Source organism: Acinetobacter sp. YH12132 (assembly GCF_013418645.1).
GTDB lineage: Bacteria > Pseudomonadota > Gammaproteobacteria > Pseudomonadales > Moraxellaceae > Acinetobacter > Acinetobacter indicus.
In genome coordinates, this window is sequence record NZ_VPBR01000002.1 from 58,936 (window position 1) to 76,866 (window position 17,931).

Consider the following 17,931-nt stretch of genomic DNA (forward strand, 5'->3'; position numbering starts at 1 on the left):
TCATTCATAAGAATCATTGAGGATTAAGGCCAGAATAGATTTCATCTCTGTCAGACTTTTGACCCCTGCAATTCTGTGGATGATCTGTCCCTGCTTGAAAATCAGGGTCGAAGGTAATCCATAGACATGATAACGCAGGGTGAGAATGGGAGATTGATCCACATTGATCTTGCCAAATTTAATCTCTGGCTGATGGTGGGCATAATAGCCGGCCAGTTCGGCAAACACCGGAAAATTCTGTACGCAGGGTGCACACCAGTCTGCATAAAAGCGGATCACGGCAAAGCCATCAAACCATTCAAATTCACTGTAATTATTTTCGTTATAGTCGATGACTTGGGTCATGGCTCACCTGAGTTATCAATCTGCGAAATATACATCTCATTATACATAAGTCCGGCTTGGCTTCATTCCGTCATTTATCTATGTTCAAATAGAGCACAGAAAACTTGCACTGAACAATTAAGGAAAATCCATGTCACAAGCGACGATGCAGCAGGTCATTATTACAGAACCAGGCGGCCCGGAAAAACTGGCCTATGAAAGTGTGGCTATTCCGACACCAGCAGCCAATGAGGTGCTGGTTAAGGTTCATGCCTTTGGTTTAAACCGCCCGGATATCTTGCAGCGCCAAGGCCTCTATCCAATGCCGAAAGGGGTGACGCCTGTGCCGGGGCTGGAAGTGGCAGGTGAAGTGGTAGCGGTAGGCGAAGAGGTCAGCAAATTTAAAGTCGGCGATAAAGTTTGTGGCCTGACCAATGGCGGTGGCTATGCAGAATACTGCGTGGTTCCGGAAAGCCAGACCCTGACCATTCCTGAAGGCTTGAGTTTTGTACAAGCTGCGGCTATTCCGGAAACCTTCTTTACCGTATGGGCCAACGTGTTCCAGATGGGACAAGCCAAGGCTGGCGAAACAGTACTGGTCCATGGGGGTAGCAGCGGTATTGGTACCACAGCGCTGATGTTATGTAATGCGCTGGGCATGAAAACCTTTGCGACTGTCGGTTCAGATGAAAAAGTTGCGGCTATTTCCCATCTGACCACCGCCATTAACTACAAGACACAAGATTTTGAGCAGGTGATTAATGAGCAGACTGACAATGGCGGCGTCGATGTTATTTTAGATATCGTTGGTGCACCTTATCTGGAACGTAACCTGAACCTGTTACGCCGTGATGGTCGTCTGGTTTATATCGCGTTCTTGGGCGGTGCCAAAGCCAAAGATGTGAAACTTGGCCCGATTATGATGAAGCGCCTGACCATTACCGGTTCGACCATGCGTGCGCGTAATACTGCAGAAAAAGCTGAAATTGCCCAAGGCTTGCAAGACACAGTGTGGCCATTATTGAGCAAAGGTGAATGTCTGCCGATGATTTTTAAAACCTTTAAATTTGATCAGATCCAGGAAGCGCATGCGGCCATGGATACCGGTGATCATATTGGCAAGGTTGTGGTAGAAATTATTTAATTCGGCATCTAAAAAAGACCGGCTATAGCCGGTCTTTTTTATGCTCATCTCAAGTTAGTACATTGATGTTTATTACTTAAACTGTACAAGTTTTACTAAAAATTAAAATATATGTGATGTATTTGACACAACCTGTCGAAACTGTGTTGTACATTAGCCCACATCCAAAACAGACATCATAAAAATAAACTGGATATTTCAATGAAGAGACAGAGGGCAGAATCATGAGAATTTCATCTACAGCATATACCACCACCCAGAATATACGTGCTTTAAGGCGCATTCATCGGGCCATTATCCGTCAAAAAATAGGTCTGGCAGATATCCACCGGGTGTATAGTGCCATGCTGCATTTAGAGCGTTATGTTGATCGCCTAGATCAGAATAAGCCTTAAGTCTAAGCTGAATGCAGCCTTGTGATACGTATTTTGATTTACTTTTAACGTAAATGTATTTAAAGTCTTGGTCTAATTATTTATATGATTTTTATTTAATAAATTTTAATTTACGGCTATTTAATTGATAGAAAAAACAGTGCCTTAAAACAGCACCATGAGGGTATCATGAAGTGTGTTACTTCAACACATGAACGACTGGCTGAACGGCTGGTCAGTATTTTAACCAAACTCAATGTAGGGCATCAGCTGAGTATTCCGGAACTGGCCCAGGAATTTAAAGTCAGCACCCGCACCATTGAACGTGACTTTGATCGGCTGAATGCCTATCTACCTTTATTGCAGGACAAACGCAGCAAAAAATACTATCTTGATGCTTCCTATTTGGGACGGTTTAAACTTCAGGATATCCAGAACTTTGCCCAGTTGTCGGGCATTAGCGATCTTTATCCCTCGCTGGATATTTCGTTCCTACGTGAGCTGATGGATCATCGTGCCAATCTGGTGTTTTCCGCCAAAGGTTATGATTATGAAGACAGTAGCCAATATGCCGAACATTTTAAAACCCTGACCCAAGCCATTCAGCAGCGTCAGTACATTGGCTTTGTCTATAAAAACAAGTCCCGTCGGGTGCAGCCTTATCGCCTGATTCATCATCATGGTAACTGGTATCTGGCTGCGGTGCATTCGGATACCTTAAAAGTGTATCGCCTGAGCCTGATTGAGCAGATTGAACTCAGCTATGAACTGGACCCGTTTGAGCATGATCCGGCTATTCTGCAACAGCTGGAAGATGAAGAAGGTATCTGGTTTGGTCATGAACAGCAGGAAGTACATTTATCGGTTGCGGCAGATGCCGCGCTGTATTTTAAACAGCGCCGGCTGTTTCCAAAGCAGCAGATCCTGGAAGAAAAGCCGTGTGGCAGCCTGCTGATTTCCTGCCAGATTCGCCATCATATTCAGCTTTATCCGCTGGTGCGCTACTGGATTCCCTATGTCAAAATTGTAGCGCCGCTGCATTTACAAACCGAGCTGGAGCAGAGCCTTAGCCATTATCTGCATTAATTCGTGTTGTGGGTATGCATTTGAGTTTTGATGACCATTAAAATTGGCCCCCTTATTCCTGTCATAATTGCTACGGAATCTGTCGAGCTTTAAGCGAAATTATGCGAAAATAGTCTTTTACTTTTTGCCCAAGGCTATTTCATGATTGACCAGTCTCCTGAATCTTTAAGCGATATTGAAATTATAGACATCCTTCAGAGTATGAAGAATGATGTGCTCAATAGCGAAGCCAAAGAGATTATCCGCAAAGGTGGAAAAGTGGGACGTCAGGAAGCGCATAAACAGGCCTTGGTGGCATTGCATCAATCTTTTGAAGAAAAATTTGTTGAAGCGGTGACGCTGGCATTGAGCCTAAATGAAGCCCAAGCCAAAAAAATCCGCTATAAAAAAGACCGGATTCGTATTTTAAAAGCCCGTCAGATTGATTATCTGGCCATTGATGGCGCAGAAACCGCCCAGGTACTGGCACAAATTGCACAAGCTATTGTCCGTGAAGATGCGATTGTGACCCATGACCTGCACAATATTTTCCCGTTCTGGAAAGAAGGCTGGCCAATGGTGCAGTTCGACAGCGCCTATAAAATTCTGGAAGATGACATTGCCATTCACTATCAGGCGGTGCTGGATGAATTGCTGCGTCAGTTTTAAGTGAATTGCTGCATGAAAAAAACTTTCTAGAGTCTAGAAAGTTTTTTTATCGCTCTTGATTAGAGAAAGATAGATTATTCCTGTTCCGGCGGTTGGTTATTTTCCAGTAAACGTGTCACCAACAGCTGGTCAATTTTAAAATGATCGACATCGACCACTTCAAATTTATAACCGCCATATAACACGGTATCGGCTGGACGCGGAATCTTGCGCAGTTGATACATCATAAAACCGGCCAGAGTTTCATAGTTTTCTTCATCGGGCATCTCTTCAATTTCAAGCGCATGTTTCATGTCTTCAATTGGAGTACTGCCATCAATCAGCCATGAATTATTATCACGTTTAATAATCTGCTGTTCTTCTTCAATAGGGGTTACCCAGTCGCCCATTACGGTAATCATAATATCGGACAGGGTAATGACGCCGACCACCAGTGCATATTCATTAATCACCACCGCAAATTTTTCTTTGGTCGAGCGGAAGCGGTCCAGCACTTCAGACAGAGTCAGGGTATCGGGGATGGTGAGTACATTACGAATGGTTGATTCATTCAGCTGGTTAATTTTCTGGTTATTCAGAATCCGCACCAGAATGTCTTTGGCATCGACATAGCCAATCACCTGATCAATATTTTCATTACAGACCAGAAATTTGGAATAGGGAAATTCGGCCAGTTTCTGGCGAATGCTGTCTTCGGCTTCATTTAGGGTAAAGTACACCACATTTTCACGCGTGGTCATGCTGGATGGGACATTACGTTCTTCCAGTTCAAACACGTTTTCAATAAAGTGATGTTCCTGTTTTTGCAACACACCCGCTTGGGCGCCGGCATCCATCACTGCGGAAATATCATCAAAGGTAATATTGTCATCGCGGATGGTATTGACCTTAAACAGCCGGAACAGCATATTGGCGATGGCATTAATAAACCAGGCCAGCGGTTTGCAGACGGTAATAAATACCTGTACTGGATTGATCACGGAAATAGAAATTTTCTCTGGTGCAATCATGGCCAGGCGTTTCGGCATCAGGTCGGCGAACAGAATAAATAAAGAGGTGACTAAGGTAAAAGACAGCGCGAAGCTGAGGGTTTCGGCCCACGGTCCGGTATAGAAACGGGTGACAAAATCGTAGAAATACGGGCGAAAAGCACCTTCACCCAAAATACCGCCTAAAATGGCAATCGCATTCAAGCCAATTTGCGAGGCGGCAAAAAAGTCTGCCGAGTTTTCCTGTAAATCCAGCACTTTTTGCGCACGTTCATCTCCGGCTTCAGCCAGAATTTTTAATTTGACCTTACGCGCACCGGCTAGGGCGATCTCGGTCAGTGATAAAAAACCTGCTCCTGCAATCAGTATGAAAATAATAACAATGTTCTGGAAGAGGCTCACGAATCCACCTGCGGATTTTTATTCTGAATATTTTTAACGTCAAAAACATCGAGTAGTGCACCGGGCACTACTCATGTTCATCTTAGTATAAGCTTTAAAAAGAGAGATTTATGAGCGTTTTTTGTCAAAATTGAGAAAATTGTGAGTTATTCATTAAAAACTCACGGTTTTCTTCTTCAATCATTTGACGGGCTACATACAGAATCAGCTGACGTAACCAGCGATGCGCCGGATGATGATGCAGTAACGGACACCAGGCCATCTTCAATTCAAATTCCGGAATATAAAACGGCGGGTCTTTAATCAGCAGATTCTGGCTTTTGGCCTGTAAACGGGCAATTCGGGTCGGTAAGGTGGCCACCAGATCCACATTGGATGCCAAGAGTGCCGGCATCTGATAATGACGGGTAAAGACTGAAATCTTGCGTTTTTGACCAATCCGCTCCAGTGCCTGATCAATCCAGCCTAATCCGGCCTGTTTTTCAGGATTAACGCCAAAGCCAACGCCCATACCGGTTTTAGAGACCCAGATATGCTGTGCATCTAAATAGCTTTTTAGGTTCAGGTTGCCGGCCGCCGGGTGTTTCTGATTGAGTAGACAGGAAAAACTGTCACGCCAGACCAGTACCTGGTGGAAACTTTGCGGAATTTCATTAAAGCGGTTGATGGCTAGGTCTACCTTGCCTTGTTCCATGTCACGATAGGACACATCACTTGGGGTCAGAAAGTCGAGCACCACATTCGGCGCTTCAGAACGCAAGGCTTTAACCAGACGCGGCACTAGGGTAGCTTCAGCATAATCTGAAGTCATAATCCGGAATACGCGATTGGAGGTATACGGGCGGAACTCGGTACGGGGTTCCAGAATCATGGATAAATCGGACAGGGCATCACGAATACGCGGTTGTAATTCAAGTGCGCGTTCGGTCGGGGTCATCCCTTCAGATGAACGGATGAGCAGGGGATCATTAAATAAGTTACGTAGACGACGTAAAATGTTACTCATGGCGGGTTGGGTAACGCCCAATTGTTCAGCTGCTCGAGTGACATTTTTTTCGCGAAGTAATACGTCCAGGTAAATTAGTAGGTTGAGATCGACCCGCTCCAGATTCATAAAAAAAATACCGAAAATAAACCCAAGAAATTATTTGGATTATGCCATAAGCCTGAAGGCTTGGGTAGAACAATTACCGAAAAGCCTGTTCCCTGATCGGATCAATTCCTGCATATTTACCGGGTTTTTCGGCCCAATTCGCGCGGGGTTTAAGCGGCTTAAATCAGCGCGTGTCGGGTTGATTCAAACCTCATCGCATCCACCTGCAGAAATGCTTGAGTTGAGCGACTCAACACAAGCATGGTCTTCTTCTATTCACTGTCAGGTTGGCTCTACCAGGCTAAAAATAAGCCGGATATTGCCTTGATTTTGTACGGAAAAAGCCGTACCCGACTTAAGTATAATGAATATAAAAAAAGCAAATGGTGTGTTTTTTAATCGGTTATTTGAATTGTAAAATAAAATTTATTTAATAAAAATCAAATATTTGTTTTGTAATATAAATTTTCGGATACGACTTTGATCTACATATTTTTTAAATAAATAGTGAAGATTCTTTGAGGATATTGGATTAATTTTCTAACTCACTCTAATCTGTACTCAACACGACGAAGTGCTCTAAATCTGAACACATCCAGAGGTATGATTTTAGTCATTTCGTTGGAGAAAATCCTAAAATTAATACAGGAAAATATCATGACTACATACCAAACAGCGATTGATGCAATCCGCGAATTGAAAGCGAAATTCGGTAACACTTGGGCAGACATCAGTCCTGAAGATGCTGCGCGTATGCAGATGCAAAACCGTTTCAAAACTGGTTTAGACATTGCTAAATATACAGCTGCGATTATGCGTCGTGATATGGCTGAATACGATGCAGACAGCAGCAAGTATACTCAATCATTAGGTTGCTGGCACGGTTTCGTTGCGCAACAAAAAATGATTGCGAACAAAAAATACTTCGGTACAACCTCTAAGCGTTATATCTACCTGTCTGGCTGGATGGTTGCTGCACTTCGTTCAGAATTCGGTCCACTTCCTGACCAATCTATGCACGAAAAAACTTCTGTTCCTGCATTGATCGAAGAAATCTACACTTTCTTACGTCAAGCTGACGCAAAAGAATTAAACGATTTGTTCCGTGCACTGAAAAAAGCACAAGACGCAGGTGATACTGCTAAAGCAGCTGAAATCACTGCTCAAATCGACAACTTTGAAACTCACGTTGTGCCAATTATTGCCGACATCGACGCTGGTTTCGGTAACGAAGAAGCAACTTACTTACTTGCGAAGAAAATGATCGAAGCGGGTGCTTGTGCACTGCAAATCGAAAACCAGGTTTCTGATGCGAAACAATGTGGTCACCAAGCAGGTAAAGTAACTGTTCCACACGAAGACTTCATCGCGAAAATCCACGCGCTTCGCTATGCGTTCCTGGAAATGGGTCTTGACGACGGTATCATCGTTGCACGTACTGACTCTGAAGGCGCTGACTTGACTCAAAAAATCCCAGTGGTTAAAGAGCCAGGCGACATCGCTTCTCAATACATCAGCTACTTAGACACTCAAGAAATTGACATCTCTGAAGCGAAAGAAGACGAAATCCTGATCAAGCGTGATGGTAAATTACACCGTCCTAAGCGTTTAGCATCTGGCCTGTACCAGTTCCGTGAAGGCACTCAAATTGACCGCGTTGTACTTGACTGTGTAACCAGCTTACAAAACGGTGCTGACCTGCTTTGGATCGAAACTGCAACGCCTAACGTTGAAGAAATCGCTCACATGGTGAACCGTGTACGTGAAGTTGTGCCAAATGCGAAGCTTGTTTATAACAACTCTCCATCGTTCAACTGGACTTTAAACTTCCGTCAACAAGCGTACGACCGTTGGGTTGCTGAAGGTAAAGATGTATCTGCATACGACCGTGCTAAGTTAATGAGTGCTGAGTACGACAACACTGAATTAGCTGCTGAAGCTGACGAAAAAGTACGTACATTCCAAGCAGATGCTTCTCGTGAAGCGGGTGTATTCCATCACTTAATCACACTTCCGACTTACCACACAGCTGCGCTTTCTACTCACGAGCTTGCTCAAGGTTACTTCGGTTCTGAAGGTATGTTGGCTTATGTTGCTGGCGTACAACGTAAAGAAATCCGTGGCGGTATCGCTTGTGTGAAACACCAAGCAATGGCGGGTTCTGATATCGGTGATGACCACAAAGAAATCTTCGCTGGTGACAACGCGCTTAAAGCGGGTGACGATGCGAAAAACACAATGAACCAGTTCAACGGCTAATCGTTAGACGGTTTACAAAAAACCCTGCATCTGCAGGGTTTTTTTATGCTTGAATAAAAAGAATAAATAAGAAAGAAAAAAGAAGATCAGTACAGCAAGATAAAAAGAAACGGCAGAATAGAAAATGAAAGAAAAAAGAAAAGCTATTTCACCTTAATATAGTCCGCCACCGCATTGTCCGGATAATTAAAGCTGATTTTATTGTAGCGGGTTTGCTGGGCCGGAATAGGTTCTAAAAAGCTTTCATCAACCAGCGCGTTATATTCCTGATAGTTTTGATCGACCAGAATAATATCGCTGACTTTCAGTTTTAGCGGCTGATCTGACTGGTTATGAATACGCATATAGTAGTCATGCGCTTTGACGGTATCGGTAATATCGCGAAAGCTTAAGCTATCAATATGTTCGGCCTGAATGTCGGCATGTTTCAGCGCATTGCTGACTTCAATGGTCGCAACACGTTCCAGTTTTAGTGCTGGCTGTTTGGATGAGGCATCTACAAGTTCCAGCCCGTTTGCTGTGGGCTGCAATTGTTGAATCTGTTGATCAGTACTGATTAATTGGGCAGTCTGTTCATTGGTATAGCTGACCTGACCTTGTGTATTCTGGCTACGCTGACGGCGAGCATAGATACGGGTATCTTGCAGGCTGTAGCTCTGATCCGGATGAATCTTTAACTCAAGAATACGCTGCTGGCAATCATCACAGTCAAGGATGGTTTTGTAGTGACCGGCCAGCGGCTCCGGCTGTGGTGCTGCTGTTTCAGCAGCAGGCATTAGGCTGTCTTGCGGTTGGGTTTCAGTTTGGGCCTGGGCATTGCTCATGGTACTGCTTTTTTCAGCTTGCCCACCGCAACCACTTAAACACAAAGACAAGGTGCTAATTGCAAGAAGAGGACGAGATAACATGGCAACAGATCAATCTTTGGATAAGGTATTAAACATAAACTTTTCGGGCATATTCGCCTAGAGCAGAGGGCTAAATTGGACCGCTGTTTTGTAGCAAATTTTATCGCGGGCAAAAAACCGTTTTGAAACAAGAAAAGCCACCAAAGTGGTGACTTTTAGCGATGCTAGATCTTGTGCTTTATTGCAGGTCTTTTTGCAGACGATAATTCTGGCTGGCATCAATATTGTCGCCATTGTTGACATCGCGCGCTTCAATAAAGTTTTCACCGACAAAGAATTTACGGTTATTGGCAGCCTGATCCAGAATAATAACGGCAGGATCATTCGGGTCAAATTCAAACGTACCGGTAATTTTGGACTCCTGACCATTGGCACGGCCCAGGAATTCTTCACTCAGCTCATAGGTTTTATCCATTTTTAGCTCAAGCTCGGTTTCAATGCCCTGGCAGTCGCTACACGGCAAGACCCCTTTATATTCTCCCGGCCAGTCCAGTGCGGTGGCGGCTGTATCATTGGCGCTCATGTCAGTGGCTGCGGCAGGTGAGGTGGTTTCTGCATCGCGGGCGGTTTCAGGGGTTTTATTGTTATCACAGGCGGCCAGTAACAGCGCCGTGAGGGCAAGGCTCAAAATTTTTATTTTCACCGATCAATCTCCTGACAGGACAGATAGGGTCAGCATAGCCTGATTGTAAAAATTGCCCTGTTGGGTTTCTGTGAGTATTTATTTTCAGTTTCCGGCATCCGGTTTATTTAAGAAAAACCCGAAAGATTGGCAGGAATGGCGATTGACGGTTTGGCTAATTGTATACATTTATATATTAATTGATTAAATATTCGGCAATCTGCTCTTTTTTAAATCTGTTGAGTTGTTAAACTTCGCGCAATTTTTATTGTGTGGATTGTGCTTGTGTTTGAGAAGTTGGCAGAACAGAGCTTGGGGCTGATGGGCTGGGAAATTGACAATCACTGGCCGCTGGATTTGGACCAGTGTGTGATGATTGCCGCGCCGCATACCAGTAACTGGGATGCACTATATGCACGTTTGGCGCTTAAAGCCTTGGGCGTGAATGTTCGCCTGACCATTAAAGACAGTTATATGAAGTTTCCGTTTGGGCCTTTTGTCCGTGCAATGGGCGGAATTGGCATTGACCGTCGTCCGAAGGCAGCCGGTGAGCAGCGTCCGAGCATGGTGCAGCTGATGAGCGATTTGTTCAAGCAGCATCCCAAGCTGGTGATGCTGGTTACGCCAGAAGGTACACGCGCCAAACAGGAACAGTGGAAAACCGGTTTTTATCATGTGGCGGTAACGGCTGGCGTGCCGATTGCACTGGCCTATATGGACTACGCCCAGAAAAAATGTGGGGTAGGTAAAATTGTCTATCCATCGGGAGATATGGAAAAAGACATGGCAGAAATCATGGCGTTTTATGCCAGCATTGCCGCCAAATTCCCGGAACAGTTTAGTGTCGATACCCGTTACTATGCAGAGGCTGAATAATCGTTCATCGTTAAAAACAGAAGACAGGGCATCGGCCCTGTCTTCTTATTTATATGCTTTCAATATCAACATTGGCCGTACATCAAGATGTGAGAGATTGAAGCTTCTCTCTGATTGATCCGCTGTTTTGTGTGATCAAACTTCTAAATATCTAATTTTGATTTAAGGCTGTTCTGCTTTGGGGAAAATCCCGCCCAACGATTGGCAGGCTGCGGTATAAAGCTGATATTGCTGCTGCACAATTTCATCCACCGCCAGGCTGGATTGCTGTTCACCTTCCCGATACTGTTCCACATAACGGCTGGCTGTTTGCCGGGCGGCAACCAGCGCATGTTCGTGATAGCTGTTAATAGCACTATGGGTCATCAGCGTTGTTTCAATATTGTGGCATTCAAATTGCGCCAGCAATTGTTCAGCGCGTTTTAATTCTTGGGAGTTACCGAACATACAGGCGCTCAGCAGGGTACAGCAGGCCAAAGCAAACAGGGGTTTCATGTTAGCAAAATAGTGAAGAGAGGATGGACCATAGTCTAGCGAATTCAGCCCACCTCTAGCATGACAAACCGGTTTAACTGCTTAAAAATTAGTTTATTGTGATAAAAGTCACACAAAACTGCAGTTAACCTTTGACCAGACCGCCATCAACAATCAGGTTTTGCCCGGTGACTGCACGCGAATACGGTGACAGGAACATCATAATAGCTGCGGCAAATTCTTCTGGGGTGGTAACACGGCGTAGTGGCGTCGAGGCAGCAATTAAATCAAATACCGCATCTGGCGTGGCTTTGCTGGCATCGGTGGTTTGGAGCAGCCCGCCAGACAACATATTCACGTTAATACCATATTGGCCCAGATCATGCGCTGCAGTACGGGTAAAGGCCAACAGTGCGGCTTTGGCGGTGGTGTAGTCATGATAAGGCACCACCGGATTCTGCACGAGGTTGGTACCAATATTCACAATACGGCCAAATCCGGCAGTTTTCATATCCTCAAGCGCTGCTTGGGTGGTATTGAGGGCAGCCACAACTGCACCATCAAACTGTTGCTGCATGATGGCCGGCGTCAGATCTTCGACTTTGGGACGGGCATCACCATTAAACTCAAAGTTAATTAAGGCATTGTTGATGACACTATGAATGGCCTGACCAAAACGCGCCTTGGCTGCGGCAAAGAGTGCCTGCACCTGGGCTTTGTCAGTGACATCGGCCTGATAGGCAAAGACCTGCTCAGGATACTGTTGCACCAGTTGCTCGGCAGCAGCGGCACTGTTTAAATAATTTACCACTACACGCGCCCCTTCCGCCAATAAGGTCCGGGTAATGGCCAGGCCTAAACCGCGTGCGCCGCCAGTCACTAAAACAATTTGATCACGAATTTGCATATTGTTCACATCCTCATTCCCTATGCAGATGCACCATAGCAAGAAATGGCAGTCAGCCAAAGCGAAATCTGCGCCGATAGAAACTGGTGCAGTTATTGCTTAATGCTAGGGCATAGACTTCAAAAAGATACGAATTGAGCAAAATGAATCAGCTGGTGGCAACAGAAGTGAAGCCTGCGGTGCAATATTGGTTTGCACAGCTCGAACTTGGCTTTAAAGGCGCAAAAAATCGCACCGTATTGGAACATCGTAAACATCATGGTCCTGTTCGGGTGCAAAAAATGCTGTGGCCGGAAAAAACCGGGGTGTGCCACGCCATTATTGTGCATCCACCGGCAGGCATTGCCGGGGGCGATCATTTAACCTTTCAGATGTCGGCAGAGCAGGCCGCACATGCCTTGGTGACCACGCCGGGTGCAGGAAAATGGTACAAGACCAATCAAAAACAGGCTTTCCAACATATTGATATTACAGTTAAAGATACCTCTATTTTTGAATGGCTACCGCAAGAAACCGTGCTCTTTAATGGTGCACATGCCAATTCTGAAACCAGAGTTATTTTGGAGGATGCCGCCAGTTTTATTGGTTGGGATATGTTGGTACTGGGCCGTCAGGCGCGCCATGAAACATTTATCGAGGGCAGTTATCAAAATCGATTTCAGCTGTACCGGAACAATAAATTACTGGTCACTGACCGTTTGAGTTTTAGTGGCAATGACCGCTGGCTCAGCTCCTGTTTGGGAATGAACGGTCATGCAGTCATGGCTAGCTTCTGGGCAGTGCCGCCAGAAAAATTCCGCTCAAAATTCTATTTAGATCAGCAGATTGATCAAATCCGTGAGCTGATTATGCGCATGGATATTAAGGTGACGTTAACCCTGCTGGATGATGTGGTGACAGCACGTTATCTGGGTGATGACGTACGCCAGTGTCATGATGCCTTTGCTGCGATACGCGCCAAGCTGCGCGGTTACTGGTTTGATTTAGATGAAGAATTTCCGAGGATTTGGCGGACATAAAAGTCCCTCTTTTTAAAGAGGGATTTAGGGAGATTGATTAATCCCTCCTTGCGTAGCAGTGTTACTCATCTCCTGAAAGCAGAGGGAATTTAATTTTTTGAGCACACATTTTGCATTACACCCTTTAGAACAAACTTAGGAACGAGATATGGAACTCAATCCCACTGAAAAAGACAAAATGCTAATTTTTACTGCGGGCTTGGTGGCCGAACGCCGTAAAGCACGTGGGCTAAAACTGAACTATCCCGAGGCGATTGCCTATATTTCTGCCGCGTTGTTAGAAGGCGCGCGTGATGGCATGAGCGTGAGTGAGCTAATGCATTACGGCACCACATTATTAAAACGTGAAGATGTGATGGATGGCATTCCGGAAATGATTGCTGAAGTCCAAGTCGAAGCGACATTTCCAGATGGCTCAAAACTGGTCACGGTTCATCAGCCAATTATTTAGGAGAAGCGCATGATTCCGGGTGAAATTTTTACCCCAGACTCAGACATTGAAATGAATGTCGGACGTCAGACCTTAAAAATGACCGTCAGTAATATCGGAGATCGTCCGATTCAAGTCGGTTCACATTTTCATTTTTATGAGGCCAATGATGCTTTGCAATTTAACCGTGAAGCGGCACGAGGTTTTCGTTTAAATATTGCCGCAGGCACAGCGGTACGTTTTGAGCCGGGTCAAAGCCGGGATATTGAACTGGTGGCTTTAGCCGGTAAACGCGAAGTCTATGGCTTTGCCGGTCGTGTCATGGGTCCATTGGATTAAGGAAAAATTAAAATGAAAATGTCACGCCGTGCCTATGCGGAAATGTTTGGTCCAACGGTAGGCGATCGGGTTCGTTTGGCCGATACCGAACTATTTATTGAAGTGGAACAAGACCTCACCACTTATGGTGAAGAAGTTAAATTTGGTGGTGGTAAAGTCATTCGTGATGGAATGGGGCAGTCACAACTTTTGGCTGATGACGTTGCCGATACCGTCATTACCAATGCTTTAATTGTAGATTGGTGGGGCATTGTTAAAGCTGATGTCGGTTTAAAGAACGGACGTATCTGGAAAATTGGTAAAGCCGGCAACCCTGATATTCAGCCGGATATTACCATTCCACTTGGTGCTGCTACTGAAGTGATTGCAGGTGAAGGACAAATTTTAACAGCAGGTGGTGTGGATACCCATATTCATTGGATTTGCCCACAACAAGTGGAAACTGCACTCATGTCAGGCGTCACCACCATGATTGGTGGCGGTACAGGTCCTGCAGCAGGCACATCGGCAACGACGGTGACTCCGGGTCCTTGGCATATTTCCACCATGCTGCAAGCCATTGACGATTTACCCATGAATATTGGTTTATTGGGTAAAGGTAACCTCAGTCAGCCTGAACCGATTGCCGAGCAAATTCGTGCAGGTGTAGTGGGTTTAAAACTGCATGAAGATTGGGGCTCGACACCTGCAGCGATTGATAACTGTTTGACTGTGGCAGATGAATTTGACGTGCAAGTCGCAATTCATACCGACACTTTAAATGAAAGTGGTTTCTTGGAAGAAACGTTGGCGGCATTTAAAAACCGTACCATTCACACTTATCATACCGAAGGTGCCGGTGGTGGACATGCGCCTGATATTTTAAGAGCCATTGGTCAGCCAAATGTGTTGCCATCGTCGACCAATCCAACCCGTCCTTATACCATCAACACCATTGATGAACATCTGGATATGTTGATGGTCTGTCACCATTTAGATCCTGCAATTTCGGAAGATGTGGCGTTTGCGGAAAGTCGTATTCGCCGTGAAACCATTGCTGCGGAAGATATTTTGCAAGACTTAGGCGCAATTGCCATGATGTCATCGGATTCACAAGCGATGGGGCGTGTCGGTGAGGTCGTGATTCGCACATGGCAAACCGCACATAAAATGAAAGTGCAGCGTGGACCTTTAGAGGGTGACAATGCCACGCATGACAATCATCGTGTGAAACGTTATATCGCCAAATATACGATTAACCCTGCGATTACCCATGGTTTAAGTCATGAAATTGGCTCGGTGGAAGTGGGTAAACTTGCTGATTTAGTGTTGTGGAAACCTGCATTTTTTGGCGTAAAACCATCGATGATTATTAAAGGCGGGATGATTGCGGCAGCGCCAATGGGCGATATTAACGCTTCGATTCCAACGCCACAGCCTGTGCATTATCGTCCGATGTTTGGTGCTAATGCGCGTGGTGTGCATAACACCTGTATTACCTTCTTGTCGCAAGTGGCGATTGAGGCTGGTGTGCATGAAAAACTGGGTCTAAAAAAGTTAATTAGTCCATGTAAAGGTACGCGGGATATTCAGAAAAAGGATATGAAGTTGAATACCTACTGTCCTGTAATGGAAGTCGATCCTGAAATTTATGAAGTTCGGGCGGATGGGAAGTTACTGACTTGTGAGCCTGCGGAAGTATTGCCAATGGCGCAAAGGTATTTTCTTTTTTAATTGACCTCTCCCTTGCGAAGCAGTGCTTCTCATCTCCTAAAAGGAGAGGGAAATAAGCTATTAGTTTAATTGCTGCTATGTTCCTTCTCTCTTTGGGATGAGGAATATATTTCCGTAAGAGGATGAGGGTGCTAACTCTTGAATTAACTGTATAAAAGGTATACAAGCGAATTTATCTAGGACTTAAAAAGAAGAGAGAGTTAACTTGCTGAATATTTCTGAATATCCTTTTGAATATCAAGATGAAGAATATATTTATCTTTATAAGCATGTACGGTTTTCTGATGGATCTTTAGCTATTTTAAGAAATGGAACGATACGTTTTACACCTCCTAAGGACTTCAATGATCCTTTTGATTGTGTATATGGTATTTCAAATGATCATTTTCATTCTGCTCAAGAATTAAAAAAAGTTATTGCACAAGCAGGAATAGAAAAATTATCGCCTGCAAAACGACTACTATTAGCTAAAAGAGTAAGCCATATTCAAAAAAAAGAGATGGATGACTTGAGTTATTTTGAAAAGTTGCATGTGAATTTTGGAGTTTGCTGTTTAAATCATAATCCTCTTAATATTTTAATGTGGTCTCATTATGCAAAAAATCATACAGGTTTTTTAATTGAGTTTAAGTTTTCAAAAAAAGAGCTCAGTAAAGGAGCTGGCCTATTAAACTTTCTTCCGATTCCTGTTAATTACGTAAAAATGATTCCTGTAGTTTCAAAAACGGATCGACTTAACTCGGATGGAAGGGTAATTACCGAAAAAGTATACTTAACTAAATCGCAAGAATGGAGGTATGAGAAGGAATTTCGTATATTAAAATATAATATTACTAATCCTATACAGCCTTTTTCTCAACAGAAATTTTTATGTTCTGTAATTGCTGGATTAAAAATCGACAAGAGTGATAGAGAGGAGCTAGAAAAAATTTGCAAACAAAACAATATACCTTTCTATATTGCTGAGCGAATTTCTAATCAATATGGATTAACAGTTCCAAATCATCCTCGCTTAGATGTGTTAGCTAATACAAAAAAGAAAAAATGATGCACCAAGAAAACTCATAATTGGCATAAAAACTGCTTACTTTTGATGCGTAAATTTACAGATATTTTGCTTTGAAATTGAAAAACATAAGCCAAAGCAAAACATCTTCGTGACAAAAGGAACAGCATGAACATCTACACTCAACGAATAGAACACATTTCAGAGGGAAGCACTTTTGAAACCGTCGAACTCAGTTTTGACACCCGCCAAAAGAGCCGATTTCGTGCAACATTAAAATCAGGCGCCGATATTGGTGCAGACCTGCCGCGTACCGGCATTTTGCGTAGCGGCTCATTTATTGCCACTGAACAAGGGGATGTACTCCGGGTCGATGCAAAACCTGAACACCTGATGCAAGTGGTCGCCCAAACCGATTTTGATTTATTGAAAGCGGCGTATCACCTCGGCAACCGCCATGTACCGCTGATGCTCACGCCAACTGCACTGTATTTTGAACCAGATCATGTGCTGGCTGAAATGGTCATTGGACTGGGTCTGACTGTGAGTGAAGTCGAGCATCCCTTTGAACCAGAAAGCGGGGCATACGCACAGCACAGTCATGATCATCGTTTAAGCTCGATCAAGGCTATTCACGCCCATGCCCATCACTAATGCAGCGCAACTGCTCAAACTGCTAACGCTGTCCTCGACAGCGTTACCGGTCGGAGCGTATTGCTATTCGCAAGGGGTAGAAAGTGCGATTGATCAGGGCCTGATTCAAGATGAAAGCAGTAGCATCGCCTACTTTGAAGAAGTCTTGGAGATGCTACTGGTACGTTTTGAACTACCGGTCTTAAAACGGCTGATGCAATTTTATGATGATGACACACAGTTTGATCATTGGGCGCAGATTTATCGTGCCAGTCGGGAAAGCCGTGAACTTTTAGCAGAATCACAGCAGCTGGCATTTTCTCTTAATGCATGGATTAAAGATGTGCTGAAAATGCCGGTGACGGTGAAAAAACAGCTAGGTTTTGTGCCGGTTTATGCCCAGCTCTGCGGCCAGTTGGGTCTCAATGACGCAGATGTATTAACCGCTTATACCTTTACTGTGCTGGAAAATCAGGTGCTGGCGGCGGTGAAAACTGTCCCGCTGGGGCAGATGAGTGGGCAACGGATTTTATGGTATTTACATGAGCAGGTTCCGGCAGCCATCGAAAAAGCCTTAACGCTGGAAGATGAGCAGCTCAGTAGCGCCTTACCCAATTACGCCATGCTGAGTATGGCGCATGAAACTCAGTATTCACGCTTATTTCGTTCTTAAAGTCTTCCTTTT

The 17,931-nt window shown here is 44.5% G+C and carries 20 protein-coding genes; 13 read left to right on the plus strand and 7 right to left on the minus strand.

All coding sequences use genetic code 11. The features are described from left to right. A complete protein-coding gene (locus FTU67_RS02415) occupies positions 1-345 on the minus strand; it encodes a co-chaperone YbbN (RefSeq protein ID WP_005179334.1) in 345 nt (114 codons plus the stop codon). Between the two features lie 130 nt (positions 346-475). Between FTU67_RS02415 and FTU67_RS02420 the strand changes: the two genes are divergently transcribed. From FTU67_RS02420 to FTU67_RS02435, 4 genes are all read left to right on the plus strand, one after another. Continuing rightward, positions 476-1,468 carry an NAD(P)H-quinone oxidoreductase gene (locus tag FTU67_RS02420; RefSeq protein ID WP_152342454.1) on the plus strand — a complete coding sequence of 331 codons (993 nt, stop codon included), beginning with the start codon at positions 476-478 and terminating at the stop codon, positions 1,466-1,468. A 224-nt stretch (positions 1,469-1,692) separates the two neighbouring features. Continuing rightward, positions 1,693-1,863 (plus strand): hypothetical protein, encoded by a 171-nt coding sequence (locus FTU67_RS02425; protein ID WP_005179332.1) that lies wholly within the window; start codon positions 1,693-1,695, stop codon positions 1,861-1,863. A gap of 168 nt (positions 1,864-2,031) precedes the next feature. Further along, positions 2,032-2,928 carry a YafY family protein gene (locus tag FTU67_RS02430; RefSeq protein WP_005179331.1) on the plus strand — a complete coding sequence of 299 codons (897 nt, stop codon included), beginning with the start codon at positions 2,032-2,034 and terminating at the stop codon, positions 2,926-2,928. 141 nt (positions 2,929-3,069) lie between these two features. After that, positions 3,070-3,576 carry a hypothetical protein gene (locus FTU67_RS02435; protein WP_016659280.1) on the plus strand — a complete coding sequence of 169 codons (507 nt, stop codon included), beginning with the start codon at positions 3,070-3,072 and terminating at the stop codon, positions 3,574-3,576. Between the two features lie 74 nt (positions 3,577-3,650). Here FTU67_RS02435 and FTU67_RS02440 read toward each other — a convergent pair whose 3' ends face one another. Together FTU67_RS02440 and FTU67_RS02445 are read right to left on the minus strand one after the other, a co-directional pair. Next, positions 3,651-4,967, minus strand: coding sequence for a hemolysin family protein (locus FTU67_RS02440; RefSeq protein WP_005179329.1), 1,317 nt, complete (start codon positions 4,965-4,967; stop codon positions 3,651-3,653). A gap of 124 nt (positions 4,968-5,091) precedes the next feature. Then, positions 5,092-6,081 (minus strand): LysR family transcriptional regulator, encoded by a 990-nt coding sequence (locus tag FTU67_RS02445; RefSeq protein WP_005179328.1) that lies wholly within the window; start codon positions 6,079-6,081, stop codon positions 5,092-5,094. Between the two features lie 636 nt (positions 6,082-6,717). Between FTU67_RS02445 and FTU67_RS02450 the strand changes: the two genes are divergently transcribed. Next, entirely contained in the window at positions 6,718-8,319 is a 1,602-nt protein-coding gene (locus FTU67_RS02450; protein ID WP_005179327.1) for an isocitrate lyase, read from the plus strand. Between the two features lie 143 nt (positions 8,320-8,462). Here the strand turns inward: FTU67_RS02450 and FTU67_RS02455 are convergent, their stop codons facing one another. Next, positions 8,463-9,227, minus strand: a complete 765-nt coding sequence (locus tag FTU67_RS02455) for a copper resistance protein NlpE N-terminal domain-containing protein (protein WP_005179324.1) — start codon at positions 9,225-9,227, stop codon at positions 8,463-8,465. 178 nt (positions 9,228-9,405) lie between these two features. Beyond that, a complete protein-coding gene (locus FTU67_RS02460) occupies positions 9,406-9,870 on the minus strand; it encodes a copper resistance protein NlpE (protein ID WP_005179322.1) in 465 nt (154 codons plus the stop codon). Positions 9,871-10,134: 264 nt separating this feature from the next. Here FTU67_RS02460 and FTU67_RS02465 point away from each other — a divergent pair, with 264 nt between their 5' ends. After that, positions 10,135-10,725 carry a 1-acyl-sn-glycerol-3-phosphate acyltransferase gene (locus tag FTU67_RS02465; protein WP_081401165.1) on the plus strand — a complete coding sequence of 197 codons (591 nt, stop codon included), beginning with the start codon at positions 10,135-10,137 and terminating at the stop codon, positions 10,723-10,725. A 162-nt stretch (positions 10,726-10,887) separates the two neighbouring features. On the opposite strand, the gene FTU67_RS02470 is transcribed toward FTU67_RS02465, so the two are convergent. Then, positions 10,888-11,220, minus strand: coding sequence for a hypothetical protein (locus FTU67_RS02470; RefSeq protein ID WP_180061360.1), 333 nt, complete (start codon positions 11,218-11,220; stop codon positions 10,888-10,890). A gap of 124 nt (positions 11,221-11,344) precedes the next feature. Next, entirely contained in the window at positions 11,345-12,106 is a 762-nt protein-coding gene (locus FTU67_RS02475) for a 3-oxoacyl-ACP reductase (RefSeq protein ID WP_016659275.1), read from the minus strand. A 143-nt stretch (positions 12,107-12,249) separates the two neighbouring features. On the opposite strand from FTU67_RS02475, the gene FTU67_RS02480 reads away from it, so the two are divergent. The 7 genes from FTU67_RS02480 (at position 12,250) to FTU67_RS02510 (ending at position 17,919) form a co-directional block, all read left to right on the plus strand. Then, a complete protein-coding gene (locus FTU67_RS02480) occupies positions 12,250-13,125 on the plus strand; it encodes an urease accessory protein UreD (RefSeq protein ID WP_180061429.1) in 876 nt (291 codons plus the stop codon). Positions 13,126-13,273: 148 nt separating this feature from the next. Further along, the gene (gene ureA / locus FTU67_RS02485; RefSeq protein WP_163170294.1) at positions 13,274-13,576 is read left to right on the plus strand and encodes an urease subunit gamma; all 303 of its coding nucleotides are present in this window, start codon (positions 13,274-13,276) and stop codon (positions 13,574-13,576) included. Positions 13,577-13,585: 9 nt separating this feature from the next. Beyond that, entirely contained in the window at positions 13,586-13,894 is a 309-nt protein-coding gene (locus FTU67_RS02490; RefSeq protein WP_180006733.1) for an urease subunit beta, read from the plus strand. A gap of 12 nt (positions 13,895-13,906) precedes the next feature. Next, positions 13,907-15,607, plus strand: a complete 1,701-nt coding sequence (ureC, locus tag FTU67_RS02495) for an urease subunit alpha (RefSeq protein WP_171432168.1) — start codon at positions 13,907-13,909, stop codon at positions 15,605-15,607. 205 nt (positions 15,608-15,812) lie between these two features. After that, positions 15,813-16,655: a DUF2971 domain-containing protein gene (locus FTU67_RS02500; RefSeq protein ID WP_180061361.1), complete on the plus strand. Its 843-nt coding sequence runs from the start codon at positions 15,813-15,815 to the stop codon at positions 16,653-16,655. A 126-nt stretch (positions 16,656-16,781) separates the two neighbouring features. Beyond that, entirely contained in the window at positions 16,782-17,267 is a 486-nt protein-coding gene (gene ureE / locus FTU67_RS02505; RefSeq protein WP_180061362.1) for an urease accessory protein UreE, read from the plus strand. Further along, a complete protein-coding gene (locus FTU67_RS02510; protein WP_005179301.1) occupies positions 17,254-17,919 on the plus strand; it encodes an urease accessory protein UreF in 666 nt (221 codons plus the stop codon). Before ureE ends, FTU67_RS02510 begins: the two co-directional genes overlap by 14 nt. The last annotated feature ends 12 nt before the right edge of the window (positions 17,920-17,931 follow it).

Excerpts from the sequence above, each read along its gene's own strand:
- ureC (WP_171432168.1), top strand. The coding sequence starts at position 13,907 with ATGAAAATGTCACGCCGTGCCTATGCGGAAATGTTTGGTCCAACGGTA.
- FTU67_RS02415 (WP_005179334.1), bottom strand. The coding sequence starts at position 345 with ATGACCCAAGTCATCGACTATAACGAAAATAATTACAGTGAATTTGAA.
- FTU67_RS02430 (WP_005179331.1), top strand. The coding sequence starts at position 2,032 with ATGAAGTGTGTTACTTCAACACATGAACGACTGGCTGAACGGCTGGTC.
- FTU67_RS02455 (WP_005179324.1), bottom strand. The coding sequence starts at position 9,227 with ATGTTATCTCGTCCTCTTCTTGCAATTAGCACCTTGTCTTTGTGTTTA.
- FTU67_RS02470 (WP_180061360.1), bottom strand. The coding sequence starts at position 11,220 with ATGAAACCCCTGTTTGCTTTGGCCTGCTGTACCCTGCTGAGCGCCTGT.
- ureE (WP_180061362.1), top strand. The coding sequence starts at position 16,782 with ATGAACATCTACACTCAACGAATAGAACACATTTCAGAGGGAAGCACT.
- FTU67_RS02480 (WP_180061429.1), top strand. The coding sequence starts at position 12,250 with ATGAATCAGCTGGTGGCAACAGAAGTGAAGCCTGCGGTGCAATATTGG.
- FTU67_RS02510 (WP_005179301.1), top strand. The coding sequence starts at position 17,254 with ATGCCCATCACTAATGCAGCGCAACTGCTCAAACTGCTAACGCTGTCC.
- FTU67_RS02425 (WP_005179332.1), top strand. The coding sequence starts at position 1,693 with ATGAGAATTTCATCTACAGCATATACCACCACCCAGAATATACGTGCT.
- FTU67_RS02490 (WP_180006733.1), top strand. The coding sequence starts at position 13,586 with ATGATTCCGGGTGAAATTTTTACCCCAGACTCAGACATTGAAATGAAT.
- FTU67_RS02475 (WP_016659275.1), bottom strand. The coding sequence starts at position 12,106 with ATGCAAATTCGTGATCAAATTGTTTTAGTGACTGGCGGCGCACGCGGT.
- FTU67_RS02420 (WP_152342454.1), top strand. The coding sequence starts at position 476 with ATGTCACAAGCGACGATGCAGCAGGTCATTATTACAGAACCAGGCGGC.
- ureA (WP_163170294.1), top strand. The coding sequence starts at position 13,274 with ATGGAACTCAATCCCACTGAAAAAGACAAAATGCTAATTTTTACTGCG.
- FTU67_RS02445 (WP_005179328.1), bottom strand. The coding sequence starts at position 6,081 with ATGAATCTGGAGCGGGTCGATCTCAACCTACTAATTTACCTGGACGTA.
- FTU67_RS02435 (WP_016659280.1), top strand. The coding sequence starts at position 3,070 with ATGATTGACCAGTCTCCTGAATCTTTAAGCGATATTGAAATTATAGAC.
- FTU67_RS02450 (WP_005179327.1), top strand. The coding sequence starts at position 6,718 with ATGACTACATACCAAACAGCGATTGATGCAATCCGCGAATTGAAAGCG.